Origin of the sequence: Micromonospora sp. NPDC127501, assembly GCF_040302185.1 — a bacterium.
In the GTDB taxonomy this organism is placed as follows: Bacteria; Actinomycetota; Actinomycetes; order Mycobacteriales; family Micromonosporaceae; genus Micromonospora.
In genome coordinates this window covers 45,338-59,469 of sequence record NZ_JBEORJ010000002.1, presented here as the reverse complement: position 1 = coordinate 59,469, position 14,132 = coordinate 45,338, and the positions used below count along the sequence as shown (strand labels likewise).

Genomic DNA, 14,132 nt, shown 5'->3' with positions numbered 1-14,132 from the left:
GTGGTCACCCCGTCCGTGCTCGGTCCGACCGCCGAGCGCCTTCCCGACGTGCGGCGGATCGCCGTGCTGCGCGCCAACGCGCTCGGTGACTTCATCTTCGCTCTGCCGGCGCTGGACGCGTTGCGCAGCGCGTACCCCTCGGCGGAGATCGTGCTGCTCGGGGCGCCGTGGCACGCGAAGCTCTGGCGCGACCGGCCCGGCCCGGTGGACCGGGTGCTGGTGGTGCCGCCGGCAGCCGGCATCCGTACGCCGGAGCCGGGCGAGCCGGAGTCGTCGATGGACGACTTCGTGGCCGCTGCCGCCGGTGCGGAATTCGACCTGGCGGTGCAGATCCACGGCGGGGGTGCCAACTCCAACCCCCTGATCAGTCGGCTCGGCGCTCGGTTGACCGTCGGCCTGCGCACCGACGACGCACCGCCGCTGGACCGGTGGCTGCGCTACGTCTACTACCAGCATGAGGTGATCCGCTACCTGGAGGTGGTGGCGCTGGCGGGAGCGCCGGCCACCACCATCACGCCGACGCTGACGGTGACCGACGACGACCGGGTCGAGGCCGCCGAGGTGCTCGGCCCGGCAAGCCGTCCCCGGGTGGCGTTGCATCCGGGTGCCACCGACACCCGCCGCCGCTGGCCCGCCGAGCGCTTCGCCGAGGTGGCCCGTGCGCTGCACGAGGACGGCTACGAGGTGCTGGTCACCGGCACGCCCTCCGAGCAGGAGGTGGTGGACCGGGTCGTCGCTGCGGCGCAGGTGCCGGTGCGTCCACAGGTGGGCACGCTCAGCCTGGGTGGGCTGGTCGGCTGCTACGCCGACTGCGCGTTGGTCGTCTCGAACGACACCGGCCCGCTGCACCTGGCCGCCGCGGTGGGCGCGCCCACTGTGGGCATCTTCTGGGTCGGCAACCTGATCAACGGGGCCAGCCCGCTGCGGGGTCGGCACCGGCCGATCAGTTCGTGGACTGTGCACTGCCCGGTCTGCGGGGTGGACTGCACACCGGGGATCTATCCGCACCGGCCCGGCGACGGGGAGTGCCCGCACCGGGACTCGTTCGTGACCGACGTACCGGTGATCGAGGTGCTGGAAGCCGCCCGGGAGTTGCTCGCCCCGTAGGTCAGGCCGGCTGCGGGGTGTCCTCGTCGGCGAGGACGACCTCCCACGCCTCCACGTCCCGTTCGGTGACCGTGGTGGGCGACTCCAGGTGGTACGCGCCGCTGGGCAGGATGCCCGCCCCGCCGTGGCGGGCCAACACGGCGAGCTGCGCGGCCACGTCCTCGCCCTGGTGCTTCTCCTGCACCCGACGCCAGAAGTCGAAGCCGCCGGCGTCGACGAGCTTGGCCCGGTCGTAGAGCACGCACCCGCCGATCCAGGAGACCTTGTACGCCCGCCACGCGCCCGGCGGCAGCGCCAACTGCTCGGTGACGTGCAGCAGGTTCGCGGCCGAGTGGATCCGGGCCCGGTTCCACTCCGGGGTGTCGGGTCGGATCCGCTCCGGTGTGGGCCGCCCGACCCACTCCTCGTAGTGGCCGTGCGATTCCGGCCGTACGTCATCGGTGTACGAGAGCCCGTGCACGCCGTTACCGACGAACCCGCAGCCCAGCTCACCGATCGCGGTGACCAGTCGGTGCAGCGCACCCGGTTCCAGCCAGATGTCGTCGTCGAGGCTGAGGACGTACCGGGCGGCCGAGGCGGCGAGCAGGTACGCCCGGTGTTCGGCCAACCCCCGTCGGGGCAGCCGGCGGGTCAGCAGCACCGGGTGGCCCCGGTGGCGCAGCGCCCGGACCATGGTGGCCGCGGCGGGATCCGTGTAGGCCGGATCCCCGTCGGACTGGTCGCTGACGACCACGCCGAAGCCGGGTACCCCGTCCTGGGCGGCGAGCCCGCCCAGGGTGACGGCCAGCTCGGCGGGCCGGTTCCGGGTCGGAATCAGCACGTCCACCAGCCGGTCGGCGCGGAACTCCTCCGGCGTGCCGAGGTCGAGGGGGCGGTTCACGACGCCTGGGTGCGGGTGCGCAGCGACGGGTCGGGCTCCGCGTCGTCGACGTGTGGCGACGGGTCCTGACTGTGCGACCGGATCCGCTCGATGATCGCGGAGGTGGACCGGTCCGGCACGTACCCCAGGGTGCGCACCTGGCCGCCCAGCCGGCGTACCAGCGGCGCCTCCGGCACCAGCTCCGGCGGATAGTCGCCGCCCTTGACGTACACGTCCGGCCGAACCGCCTCGATCAGCGCGGCCGGTGAGTCCTCCTCGAAGACCACCACGTGGTCCACGCAGGCGAGCGCGGCGAGCAGGGCACCCCGGTCCTCGACCGGGTTGACCGGCCGGTCCGGGCCCTTCAGCCGTCGTACGCTGCCGTCCGAGTTGACCGCCACGATGAGCAGGTCGCCCAACGCGCGGGCCTGCTCCAGGTAGCGCACATGCCCGCGATGCAGCACGTCGAAGCAGCCGTTGGTGAAGACCACCGACCGTCCCGCCTCGCGGTACTCGGCGACGATCGCGTCCAGCTCGTCGCCACCGACCAGCGCGGGGTGGCTCGTGGTGCCGGTCGGCTGGTCCAACGCGGCGAGCAGGTCGTCCCGTCGGCACACGCAGGTGCCGGTGTCCGAGACGGTGATGGTGGCCGCGAGCTGGGCGAGTTGGGCGGCGGTGGGCAGGGGCGCGTCGGCGGCCAGGGCCAACGTCATCGCCGCCAGGTACGCGTCGCCCGCACCCACGGCGTGGCTCGCCGGCACCGGAGTGCTGTGGCTGCGTCGTGGCTCCCCGTCGACACCGCCGACCACCGCGCCCTCGGTGTCCAGGGTCACCGCGACCACGTCGGCACCGGTGTGCGCACGCAGCTCGGCCAGGCGTGACTCGGCCAGGACGGCCCGGTCGACGCCCTCTCCGGCCCGGGTGTTCACGGTGACGCCGGTGCCGGTGACGCTGAGCCCGTCGCCGGTGAGGGCGACACGTCCCTCGCCCGGGGTGGGCTCGCCGACCGGCCCCGGGCGGTCGGCCCGGGTCAACTCGGCGGCGGTGTCGTCGGCGCGTACCGCCCCCGGGGCCGCGCCGACGGTCATCTCGGACGGCCCGTCGACGGGGTCGCCGTCCGGGTGTTCCAGGTGCAGTTCGGTCCCACCGGTCGGACGGGTCGTACCGCCCGCGCGGGCCAACAGCCGGGTCGCCTCGGCGAAGCTGGGGGTGACCACTGTCGGCGCGAGGCCCCGCCAGTCGGCCAGGTCGTGGGCGTCCAGCGCGACTGTGGCGTACCGCTGGCGGTTCTCGACCAGCCACGCGCGGACCGGCGCGGGCAGCGCGCCCAGGCCGTAGTCGCAGACCACCAGGGTCGGCGCCTCCCCACCGGCGGCGGCGCGCAACTCCTCGGTGGCGCAGCTCAGGGCGGTGAGCAGCCGGCTGACCCCGTCGTGGTCCAGGGCGTCCTCCGGGTCGCCGGAGTCCTCACGCAGCAGGATCTGGTTGCCGGCCAACATTCGCCGCTTGACCGGGGTGGGTCGCCCGGGCTGGTTGACAGTGCGGTCCCAGACGCTCGCGCGGTCCAGGCAGTCGTGCAGTTCGTCCCCGGCGACGTCGGCGCCGACCGGTGCCACCAGCACCGCCCGGCCGCCGAGGGCGGCGACGTTGACGGCGGTGTTCGCGGCCCCACCCGCGGCGGAGATCCGCCGGCGCAGGGTGAGGACCGGGGCGGGCGCCTCCCGGCAGAGCCGGTCGGAGTCGGCGAACCGCCATTCGTCCAACATGGCGTCACCGACGATCAGGACTGGGCGTCCGAGCCAGCTCTCCACGACGGTGGCGAACCGGCGCTGCTCCGCTGCTGCTCCTGCCATGCCTCCCCGGGTCCCCAGCGGCCTGGCCGACAAACCTGCGCGCCGACCGGTCCCGCCGCTGGTCAGGCGCTCGTCGGCGGCTCCCGACCGGTCCTCACCGGTCCGAACCTGTCCGACCTGTTTCGGGCGTTCGAGGGCGGGAAGGGGATTGAGGTACCCCCCGGAAAGGAGATGTACCGAGATGGCAGCGACATTGCAGGGCAAGCGGATCGCCTTCCTGGCCGCCGACGGCGTCGAGGAGGTCGAGTACGTCCAGCCACGCGAGGCGGTCGAGAACGCCGGCGCGACGGTCGAGCTGGTCTCGCTGAAGCCCGGTTCCATCCAGTCCTTCAACCACCTGGACCACTCAAAGACGTACGACGTGGACGTCACCGTCGACAAGGCCGACGCCGCCGGCTACGACGCGCTGGTGCTGCCCGGAGGGGTGGCGAACCCGGACTTCCTGCGGGGCGACCCGGACGCGGTGCGGTTCGTGAAGGCGTTCTTCGACGCGGGCAAGCCCGTCGGGGTGATCTGTCACGGCCCGTGGACGCTGATCGAGGCGGACGTGGTGCGCGGCCGGCGGATCACCTCCTGGCCGTCCCTGCGTACCGACCTGACCAACGCCGGAGCCACCTGGGTGGACGAGGAGTGCGTCACCGACGGCAACCTGACCAGCAGCCGCAAACCCGACGACCTCCCCGCCTTCTGCGCAGCAATCACCAAATCCTTCACCACCCCCTAACCGGCCCCCAGCCCTTTCCCCCAGCCCTTCCACCCGGTGATCAAGAGGTTTGCGTCACGCGACGCCGTGCGTCATGACGCAAACCTCTTGATCAACGCCAGGACGCGGGAGCAGGACGCGGGAGCGTGCGAGGGGCGCTGGGTTGGTTTTTTGGTGGTTGGGCGCATGTTCTGCGGCTCGCGGGATAGAAGGCCACATGACCACCGAAGCCTCAGATGCGCCGGTGCTGAACCGTCAGCAGATCCGGCTGCTCATGTTGGGCCTGATGACCGGCATGCTGCTGGCCGCACTCGACCAGACCATCGTTGGCACGGCGCTGCCGACCATCGTGGGCGAGCTGGGCGGGATCAACCACTACTCCTGGGTGGTCACCGCGTACCTGCTCGCCTCGACCGCGTCGACGCCGCTCTACGGCAAGATGGCCGACCTGTACGGGCGTCGGCCGGTCTTCCTCTTCTCGATCGGCACGTTCCTGCTCGGGTCGTTGCTGGCCGGGCTGTCGCAGAACATGACCCAGCTGATCGTCACTCGGGGTATCCAGGGTCTCGGCGCCGGTGGTCTGCTGACGCTCGCGTTCACCATCATCTCGGACGTGGTGTCACCCCGGGAGCGTGGTCGGTACCAGGGCCTGTTCGGCGCGGTCTTCGGGATCTCGTCGGTCGCCGGGCCGCTGGTGGGCGGTTACTTCGCGGAGACCGACTGGCGGTGGATCTTCTACATCAACGTGCCGCTGGCGATTCTGGCCATCGTCGTCTGCTACCACGTGATGCGGTTGATCCCGTTCGAGCGTCGGGACCACTCGATCGACTGGCTCGGCGCCGGCCTGCTGGTGGCCGGGGTGAGTTCGCTGCTGCTCGCGCTGAGCTGGGGTGGCAACGAGTACGCCTGGGGCTCCGGCGTGATCATCGGGCTCTTCGTGGCCGGCGTGGTGCTGGGGGTGCTCTTCGTCCTCCAGGAGGCCCGGGTGGCCGAGCCGATCCTGCCGCTGCGGTTGTTCCGGAGCGCCACCTTCGCGTTGGCCAACTCGGCCCTGCTCATCATCGGTCTGGTGATGTTCGGTTCGATCATCTTCATCCCGCTGTACCTGCAGATCGTGAAGGGCGCCTCGCCGACCCGCAGCGGTCTGCTGATGCTGCCGATGATGGCCGGCATCATCATCACCTCGATCCTGACCGGCCGCGCGATGACCAGGATCGGCCGCTACAAGTGGTTCCCGGTGGCCGGTTCGGTGACCCTCCTGGTCGGCATGTTCCTCTTCACCCAGTTGGCGGTGGCCACCTCGCTCTGGGTGGCGTTCGGGTACATGGTGGTGATCGGCGTCGGGCTGGGTCTGTGCATGCAGTCGCTGATCCTGGCGGTACAGAACGCGGTCTCGGTACGGGACCTGGGTGCCGGCACCTCCTCGGCGACCTTCTTCCGGTCGCTGGGCGGTTCGTTCGGGGTGGCGATCCTCGGCACGGTGCTCTCGTCCCGGCTGACCAGCGGACTCGCCGACCGGTTGCCCGGCGCGATCGCGCAGCTCCCGCCGCAGGAGCAGGCCGCGGTGGCGGCGAGTGGCGGCGCCAACATCTCGATCAACGATCCGGCCACCATCCTGGCCCTGCCGGGGCCGGTGCGCGCGGCCATCCAGGGCGCCTTCGTCGACGCGCTGGACATGGTCTTCCTGACCGCCGGCCTGATCGCGATCGTGGCGGTGGTGGTCACCCTGACACTGCCCAACACGCAGCTTCGGGGTGCCGGCCCGAAGGGTGCCACCGGCGGTGCCGACCCGCTCGGCGGGGAGGCCCCGGCTCCGGGCGGCAAGCCGTTGACCCGCGAGTCGAAGGACGAGGCCGCCGCCGACATGGAGGCCAAGTCGCAGACGATGATCTGAGCATCTCGACACCGATCGCCCCGGGCCGCCCCGGGGCGATCGGTGTCGGCCGGGACCCAGGGGTCAGGCGGGGCGGCGGTAGGCGCCGTACCACCAGGTCGCGGCCAACTCCCGGGCGGCCGCCGCGTCGGTCTCGGGGTCGGCCGAGGTCGTGCTGACGTGGTCGGCGAGGAAGCGGTCGCCGCCGACCACGATCAGCCGGCTGGCGATCACCACGTCCAGGCCGGCGGGGGTACGCCCGGCCTGCTGCTCGATCCGAAGCGCGTCCACGGTGCGGGCCACGAACTTCTCCAGCCCGGCCGCCCAGTACTCCCGGACCGCCTCGTCGTACGCGGCGACCTCGCTGACCGCGGCCAGCACCGGGGCGTACGTCCGGTATATCCGGATCACGTCGGCGAAGACCTCGGTGAGTCGCGCGAGCGGGTCGCCGGGGCCGCCGGGTTCCCAACTGCCGGTGCGGTCGAACGAACTCTCCCGCATGGTGCCGGCGAGGCGCATGAGCAGTTCGGTCTTGTCCCGGAAGTGGGTGTAGAAGGTCGACCGCGCGACGCCGGCCTCGGCGGCGATCCGCTGCACGCCGAGGTCGGTGAAGCGGATCCCCTCCTTCAGGAGCCGTTCGGTGGCCGCCAGCACCCGCGCTTCGACGGCCGCGCGTCCGTCAGGGTTGCGCGGGCGGCGGCGGGTGATCGAGGGCATAGCCGGAATCCTAGGTGGCCGGGGGTCGGGTCGGCGACGTACGCTCGTTGCCGGACACAGTGTCCGACATAGTGACCACGGAGTGCCTGACCTCGGCCTCCGACCCACCACGAGGAGCGACACACGTGAAGTACCGACTGCTGGGCACCACCGGGGTGTACGTCTCGGAGATCTCGCTCGGCGCGATGACCTTCGGCGGCAGCGGGCATCCGCTCTGGGGCACCCTGGGTGGGCTGGCGCTGCCCGAGGTGCAGCGGCTGGTGGACACCGCGCTGGACGCCGGCGTCAACTTCGTCGACACCGCCGACGGCTACAGCGACGGCGAGAGCGAGGAACTGCTCGGCAAGGCGCTCGGCAAGCGGCGTCGAGACGTCGTACTGGCGACGAAGGTGCACTCCCGGACGGGCCCCGGCCCGAACGACGTCGGCACCTCCCGGCTGCACATCATGCAGAACCTGGAGGACAGCCTGCGCCGACTGGGCACCGATCACATCGACCTGTACCAGATCCACAACTTCGACCACATCACTCCCATGGAGGAGATGCTGCGCGCGCTCGACGACGCGGTTCGGCAGGGCAAGGTCCGCTACATCGGCGCCGCCAACTTCGCCGCCTGGCAGATCTCCAAGGCGCTGGGTATCTCGGCCCGGGAGAAGCTGGCCGGGTTCGTCTCGGTGCAGGAGTACTACTCGCTGCTGGGCCGGGACGTGGAGCGCGACGTGGTGCCGATGGCGCTCAACGAGGGCGTCGGGGTGACCGTCTGGAGCCCGCTCGCCGGTGGTTTCCTCTCCGGCAAGGTCAGCCGGGACGGTGCCGTCGCCGACAGCGGCGCGCGTAGCGCCCAGCCCGGGTACGCCAGCTTCACCCCGTTCGACCCGGAGCACGCCTTCGGCGTGGTCGACGTGCTCAAGGGTGTCGCCGAGCGGCACGAGGTGAGCCCGGCGCGGGTGGCGGTCGCCTGGCTGCTGTCCCGACCGGCCGTGACCAGCGTGATCGTCGGTGCCCGCAAGCACGAGCAGTTGGTCGACAACATCGCCGCCTCGGATCTCACGCTGACCGAGCAGGACCTCACCGAGCTGGACGAGGCCACCAAGCTGCCGGTCGCGTACCCGAACTGGATCCAGGAAGGGTTCTTCGCCGGGATGCGCTACCCGCAGTAACGCGGCCCGGCCGTCCTACTTGAGGATGAGCCGGTTCGTCTGCTCGAAGACGTCCAGGTCGGCCAGGGTCTCGATGACCGACGTGGAGAGTGGGGCGGGAAACCGGTCGCGGGCGAAGAAGCCGGCGTCGGTGGTCTCGTCGGTGACCCGGGCCAACTGCCCGTCCCACTCCTCCACCTTGAACGCCGTCGTGAACACCTGGTACGTGTGGCCGTACATGTTGGTGCTCGTCCGGTCCGGGCCGGTGTAGAGGGCGAACGCGCAGACCCGCAGCGCGCGCAGCCCGGTCTCCTCACGGACCTCGCGTACCGCGCAGTCGGCGATCGACTCGCCCAGCTCCATCGCGCCGGCCGGCATGGCCCACTGGCCGTTGTCCGAGCGTTTGATCAACAGAATGCGTCCGGTGTCGTCGTTGACCACGGCACGGGCGCCGACGAACATCAGCGTCCGGTCCCCGGCGAGCGCGCGCAACTGCCCCACGTACGAATCGGCCCAGGAGATGCTCACCTGCGACAACTTACGGGGGTTCCCAACGTGTGACCGCCGACACTAGCTTGTTACCCATGCGTAGCACGATGATGGACGCCCCTCTGCAGATCTCCCGGATCCTCGACCACGGTGCAGTGGTGCACGGCACGGCCGAGGTGGTCACCTGGACGGGTGCCGAACCCCGCCGGATGACGTACGCCGAGGTGGGCCGGGCCGCCGCCCGGCTGGCACACGGGCTGCGCGACGAGTGTGGGGTGACCGGCGACGAGCGGGTCGCGACCTTCATGTGGAACAACAACGAGCACCTGGTCGCCTACTTCGCGGTGCCGAGCATGGGCGCGGTGCTGCACACGCTCAATATCCGGCTCTTCCCCGACCAGGTCGTCTACATCGCCAACCACGCCGAGGACCGGGTGGTCCTCGTCGACAGCACGCTGATCCCGCTGCTGGCCCGGGTGATCGGTGAGCTGACCACTGTGCGGCACGTCGTGGTGGTCGGCGGTGGGGACCCGGCGCCGCTGGTGGCGGCGGCCGGCGACCGGATCACGGTGCACCACTGGGACGCGTTGCTCGCCGACCGGCCCGACACGTACGACTGGCCCGAGGTGGACGAGCGCGACGCCGCCGCGCTCTGCTACACCTCGGGCACCACCGGCAACCCGAAGGGCGTGGCCTACTCGCACCGGTCGATCTATCTGCACTCGTTGCAGGTCTGCATGCCGGAGGGTTTCGGTCTCGGGCCGACCGACCGCGAGTTGGCCATCGTACCGATGTTCCACGCCATGTCCTGGGGCCTGCCCTACGCGGCCTTCCTCTCCGGCGCGTCGCTGATCATGCCGGACCGGTTCCTCCAGGCCGCGCCGATCGCCGAGATGATCGCCGCCGAGCGGCCCACCCTGGCCGGTGCGGTGCCGACCATCTGGACCGACCTGCTGGCCTACCTGGACACCCACGACGTGGACACCTCCTCGCTCGGTGAGGTGATCGTCGGCGGCTCGGCGTGCCCACCGGCGCTGATGCACGCGTTCGACGAGCGGCACGGGATCGACGTCATCCACGCCTGGGGGATGACCGAGATGTCCCCGCTGGGGTCCGTCTCGCGTCCGCCCGCCGGCGCGACCGGTGAGCAGGCCTGGCGCTACCGCTACACCCAGGGACGGGTGCCGGCGGGCGTGCAGGCGCGGATCGTCGGCCCGTCGGGCGACCCGATGCCCGCCGACGGCACGGCCGTGGGCGAACTGGAGGTCCGGGGGCCGTGGGTGACCGCGCGGTACGTCGGTGACGACGCCCCGGACGAGGAGAAGTTCCGCGACGGTTGGCTGCGTACCGGCGACGTGGGCACCCTCTCGCCGGACGGGTACATCAACCTGACCGACCGCGCCAAGGACGTGATCAAGTCCGGTGGTGAGTGGATCTCGTCGGTGGAGTTGGAGAACGCGCTGATGGCCCACCCGGCGGTGCTGGAGGCGTGCGTGGTGGGGGTCCCGGACGAGCGGTGGGACGAGCGTCCGCTGGCCACCGTGGTGGTCCGGGAGGGCGCTTCGGTGACCGCCGAGGAGTTGCGGGACTTCCTGGCCGGGTCGGTGGCGCGCTGGCAGTTGCCCGAGCGCTGGGCGTTCATCGACACGGTGCCGAAGACCAGCGTCGGCAAGTTCGACAAGAAGGTCGTCCGTTCGCGGTACGCCGGGGGCGAGCTGAGTGTCCGGGAGCTGACAGCCCCGTAACGTTTTCCCCGGCACTGTCGCCTGTTGGGGCGGGAGTACTCCTAACCCTCCCCAGGGGCGGCCCCGGCGTTCGCACCGCGCCGGGGCCGCCCGCTCCACGCGGGGTGACCCGCACCGTCATTGTTGCGAAAGTTGTTCGCTTCTGTCCTGCTGACGGGGAAATCGGGTGGTCAGCGACCCGATCAGGCGTCGCTGGTGGTGATGAGCACCTTGCCCACCGTCGAGTCCTCCACCGCCTGGTGCGCCGCGGCCGCCTCCGCCAACGGGTAGTAGTGCAGCGGCAGACCGGCGTCCGCTCCGACCCGGATGCCGCCCTGGCTGGCCGCCGCCGCCACGTCCTTCACGCCCTGCGCCTTCGCCGCCTTCGGCTCGGTGTAGACCAGGACGAACTGCCAGCGGGCGTTCGGCGCCATCATCGCCCGGATCGGGATGCTCACCTCGTCCCCGCCGTTGTCGGCGTACATGCAGACCGCGCCGCCGTGCCGCAGCACCCGTGCGTCGACCGAGGCGTTGTGGGCGGGAGAGACCTCCACGATCGTGTGCACCCCGTCGGGGGCGATCTTGTGGACCTCCTCGACCACGTCCTGCTCCCGATAGTTGATCACGAAGGAGGCGCCGGCCGAGGCCGCGAGCTGGGCCTTCTCCGCGCTGCTCACCGTGGCGATCACCGTGGCGTCGGCCCACCTGGCGAGCTGGATCGCGGCGTTGCCGACAGCGCCCGCGCCGCCCTGCACCAGCACCGTGTGATCCGCCAGCGCGCCGGCCCGCAGTGTGTCCGGCATGAACTCGCCAGCGGTCAGACAGCGGTGCGCGGTGAGGAACGGGATGCCCAGGGCGGCACCCAACTCGAACGGGGCGGGGCCGAGGCGCACCGCCTGCCGGACCGGCACCAGCGTGTACTCCGCCGTCGTGCCCCACGGTCGCTGCCAGGCGGCCTCCCAGACCCACACCCGCTCACCGATCAGGTCGGGGTCGACCCCCTCGCCGACCGCCTCGACCACCCCCGCGCCGTCCTGCCCGGGGATCTGCCACCCGTTCGGCGGGGCGTTGCGGCGGGACTTCCAGTCGGTCGGGTTCACCCCGGAGACCGCCATCCGCACCAGGACCTCGCCCGCACCCGGCTCCGGCACCGGGCGGTCGACCAGATCGAGCACCGAAGGGTCGCCGTTGCGCTCGTACACGATGGCCTTCATCCGTGGTCTCTACCCGGCTCGACCCGGGTCAACCCAGCTCGTCCACCAGCTCCGGGGTCAGCTCACCGATCGCGTTCAGCGTCGCCACCGCCAGCCGGGCGGCGTCCGGATCGAGCGGGTACGAGCCGTGCGGCACCGCCACCACCCGCATCCCCGCCGCCGCAGCGGAGCGCACCCCGTTGGACGAGTCCTCCACCGCCACACAGCGGGCGGGGTCGACGCCGAGGCGCTGCGCCACGCTCAGGTACACGTCCGGCGCCGGTTTGCCCCGCTCGGTCTGCTCGGTGGAGAGGGTCGCGCCGAACGCGTCGGTCAGGCCGGTCGCCGCCAGCGCCGCCTCGATCAACCGGGTCGGCGACGAGCTGGCCAACCCGAGCGGCCACCGCGCGGCCAGCCGGCGGACGACCTCATCGGCGCCGTCGATGAGGGGTACGTGCTCCCGGTAGCGCCGGGTCATCTCCTCGACCACCTCGACGGCGACCTGCTCGGCGGTGCGGTCGACGCCCAGCTCACCGCTGAGATAGTGGGCCCACTCACCGGTGCTCATCCCCATGAGTCGACGTTGCGTGTCCGGCTGCCACGTCCCGCCGTGCGCCGCCACGTACGCCCGACGGACCTCCTCCCACACCGGCTCGGAATCCACGATCACGCCGTCCAGGTCGAAGACCACCGCATCAGTCACGGGCCCATCCTGCCCGACCGGCGGGTGCCCGGTCAGCCGGGCAACGCGGGCAGACCGAGCGGGCTGCCCTCGGGGAGCAGTGTGTGACCGGACCGGGCGATCGGCTCCAGCAGCTCCCGGAGCCGGTCCGTGTCGTGGGCGCCGAGCGCCTGCCACGGGTGCGCGGCGGCCCGGTCGGTGGCGTCCTCGATGGCCTGGAACTCGGCCCGGGCGTGGTCGGTGGCCGCGCCGTCCCCGGTCAGCCAACCGCGTTCGGTGAGCCGCCCGCGGGCGGCCTGCCACTGCTCCTCGGACCAGCCCCGGCCCAGCAGGTACTGCGGCGGTGAACCGTCCAGCGCGACCCGCCCGGTGAGCGTCTCCACCGGGTCGAGGCCGGCGGCCACCAGCGCTGCCACGTGCCCGTCCCCCCGGTGCTCGCGCAGCGTGGTGGCGGCCTGCCAGAGCCGCGCCAGCGGGTATTCGCCCGCGGGGAGGGCTGCGTTGGCCGCACCGAGCACCCGGCCGGCGGTCTGCGCCGCCGCGGCGGCCCGCTCCAGCAGGTCGGCGGCCTCCACCAGGTGCGACTCCGGAAGCTCGTAGGTCAGCTCGGCGAGCGCCTGCACGGCACCCGTCAGACGGGCGCGCAGCGCCTCCTGCGGGGTGGCCAACCGCCACACCGCCGGCAGTGCGCGGGCCACCATCGGCGGCGCGAAGTTGAAGAAGGCGGCGATCACCGGCGCCGCCTCGGCGGCTCCCAGCGGCGCGGCCCGGCCGGCGAAGTAACCGCGCCAGTAGCCGCGCAGCCCGACCGCCTCGTACGCGGCCCGGGCCCGGGGGTGCAGGTAGGTGACAGTGTGCACCGGCTCGAAGTACGCCCACATCGACCGGGCGGTCCGCCCAGGCTCGTCCAGCGCCGTCACATGCACCTCCGCGTCCCGGTTCCGGATGCTCACCCCGGGCGGCGAACCGCCCGGGGTGACGCCGAACCTACTGCCGCAGGGTGACGGGCCGGAAGCCCCATGTGAACAACTCCATCGCGCCCCGGCGACAACCGGGACGACCCGGACAGGTCACTGGGCGGCGAGCACGTCCACCACGAAGCGCAGCGGACCGGTGGGGCGTCCACCAGCCTTGGCCGCGTCGTTGCCGTACGCCAGCTCGCCCGGGATGTCGAGCTGCACCCGGCTGCCCACCGTCACCCCGACCAGACCCTGGTCCCAGCCGGGGATGACCTGGCCGACGCCGATCGGGAAGGTGGCCGGCTGCCCGCTGCTCCAGGAGGAGTCGAACTCCTTGCCGTCCTTGAAGAACACCCCCACGTAGTTGGTGGTGATGTTCTGGCCCTTCTGCACGGCCGGGCCCTTGCCCTTGATCAGCGGGGTGACAGTGAGCTTCTTGAGGTCGCCCGAGCCCGGCGTCACCGCCGGCTTGGTGCCCAGCGCCGGGTCGGCGCCCTCGGGCAGCTGCGGAGCTGGGGGTGCGCCGGCCTCGTCGGGGGCCGGGGCGGATGCGGACGGGGTGGCGTCGGCCTGGTTCTTGGGCTTGTCGTCGCCCCCGCCGATCGCCACGAAGACGGCGATCAGCCCTCCGACCACGGCGACGGCGAGGAGACCGCTGAGCCACGCGTTGCGCTTGCGCCTCGCGTCGGCGGCCTTCTTCTCCGCCAACTGGGCGGCCAGGCGGCGCCCCGACTTGGTTGCCGGGCTCTGGTCCGGGCCCGTCTGCTGCGTCCGCTCGCTCACGTCGTCGACTCCCTGCTGCGAAGTGTGGCCGGCACCCGGTGCCGGGGGGAA

13 protein-coding genes are annotated in these 14,132 nt (G+C 71.9%); 5 read left to right on the top strand and 8 right to left on the bottom strand.

Annotated elements, in window-relative coordinates:
* The gene (locus ABTW72_RS04230) at positions 1–1,107 is read left to right on the top strand and encodes a glycosyltransferase family 9 protein (RefSeq protein WP_350854128.1); all 1,107 of its coding nucleotides are present in this window, start codon (positions 1–3) and stop codon (positions 1,105–1,107) included.
* 1 nt (position 1,108) lies between these two features.
* Here ABTW72_RS04230 and ABTW72_RS04225 read toward each other — a convergent pair whose 3' ends face one another.
* On the bottom strand, positions 1,109–1,987 hold the full coding sequence (locus ABTW72_RS04225) for a glycosyltransferase family 2 protein (protein WP_350854125.1): 879 nt from the start codon (positions 1,985–1,987) through the stop codon (positions 1,109–1,111).
* The gene (rfaE2, locus tag ABTW72_RS04220; protein WP_350854123.1) at positions 1,984–3,819 is read right to left on the bottom strand and encodes a D-glycero-beta-D-manno-heptose 1-phosphate adenylyltransferase; all 1,836 of its coding nucleotides are present in this window, start codon (positions 3,817–3,819) and stop codon (positions 1,984–1,986) included. Before rfaE2 ends, ABTW72_RS04225 begins: the two co-directional genes overlap by 4 nt.
* Positions 3,820–4,000: 181 nt before the next feature.
* On the opposite strand from rfaE2, the gene ABTW72_RS04215 reads away from it, so the two are divergent.
* The gene (locus tag ABTW72_RS04215) at positions 4,001–4,543 is read left to right on the top strand and encodes a type 1 glutamine amidotransferase domain-containing protein (protein ID WP_350854120.1); all 543 of its coding nucleotides are present in this window, start codon (positions 4,001–4,003) and stop codon (positions 4,541–4,543) included.
* 196 nt (positions 4,544–4,739) lie between these two features.
* Entirely contained in the window at positions 4,740–6,416 is a 1,677-nt protein-coding gene (locus tag ABTW72_RS04210) for an MDR family MFS transporter (RefSeq protein ID WP_350854117.1), read from the top strand.
* A gap of 63 nt (positions 6,417–6,479) precedes the next feature.
* On the opposite strand, the gene ABTW72_RS04205 is transcribed toward ABTW72_RS04210, so the two are convergent.
* Positions 6,480–7,112: a TetR/AcrR family transcriptional regulator gene (locus ABTW72_RS04205; protein ID WP_350854114.1), complete on the bottom strand. Its 633-nt coding sequence runs from the start codon at positions 7,110–7,112 to the stop codon at positions 6,480–6,482.
* A gap of 125 nt (positions 7,113–7,237) precedes the next feature.
* Here ABTW72_RS04205 and ABTW72_RS04200 point away from each other — a divergent pair, with 125 nt between their 5' ends.
* Positions 7,238–8,272, top strand: coding sequence for an aldo/keto reductase (locus ABTW72_RS04200; protein WP_350854111.1), 1,035 nt, complete (start codon positions 7,238–7,240; stop codon positions 8,270–8,272).
* A 15-nt stretch (positions 8,273–8,287) separates the two neighbouring features.
* Here ABTW72_RS04200 and ABTW72_RS04195 read toward each other — a convergent pair whose 3' ends face one another.
* Positions 8,288–8,779: an NUDIX domain-containing protein gene (locus ABTW72_RS04195; protein WP_350854108.1), complete on the bottom strand. Its 492-nt coding sequence runs from the start codon at positions 8,777–8,779 to the stop codon at positions 8,288–8,290.
* A gap of 71 nt (positions 8,780–8,850) precedes the next feature.
* Here ABTW72_RS04195 and ABTW72_RS04190 point away from each other — a divergent pair, with 71 nt between their 5' ends.
* Positions 8,851–10,485: a fatty acid--CoA ligase gene (locus tag ABTW72_RS04190; protein ID WP_350855377.1), complete on the top strand. Its 1,635-nt coding sequence runs from the start codon at positions 8,851–8,853 to the stop codon at positions 10,483–10,485.
* A gap of 182 nt (positions 10,486–10,667) precedes the next feature.
* Here the strand turns inward: ABTW72_RS04190 and ABTW72_RS04185 are convergent, their stop codons facing one another.
* The 4 genes from ABTW72_RS04185 to ABTW72_RS04170 all read right to left on the bottom strand — a co-directional run bounded on the left by ABTW72_RS04185 (position 10,668) and on the right by ABTW72_RS04170 (position 14,081).
* Positions 10,668–11,678, bottom strand: coding sequence for an NADPH:quinone reductase (locus ABTW72_RS04185; RefSeq protein ID WP_350854105.1), 1,011 nt, complete (start codon positions 11,676–11,678; stop codon positions 10,668–10,670).
* Between the two features lie 28 nt (positions 11,679–11,706).
* Entirely contained in the window at positions 11,707–12,360 is a 654-nt protein-coding gene (locus ABTW72_RS04180; protein WP_350854102.1) for an HAD family hydrolase, read from the bottom strand.
* Between the two features lie 32 nt (positions 12,361–12,392).
* A complete protein-coding gene (locus ABTW72_RS04175) occupies positions 12,393–13,220 on the bottom strand; it encodes an SCO6745 family protein (protein ID WP_350855375.1) in 828 nt (275 codons plus the stop codon).
* A 189-nt stretch (positions 13,221–13,409) separates the two neighbouring features.
* A complete protein-coding gene (locus ABTW72_RS04170) occupies positions 13,410–14,081 on the bottom strand; it encodes an FKBP-type peptidyl-prolyl cis-trans isomerase (RefSeq protein WP_350854099.1) in 672 nt (223 codons plus the stop codon).
* Positions 14,082–14,132 lie beyond the last annotated feature (51 nt).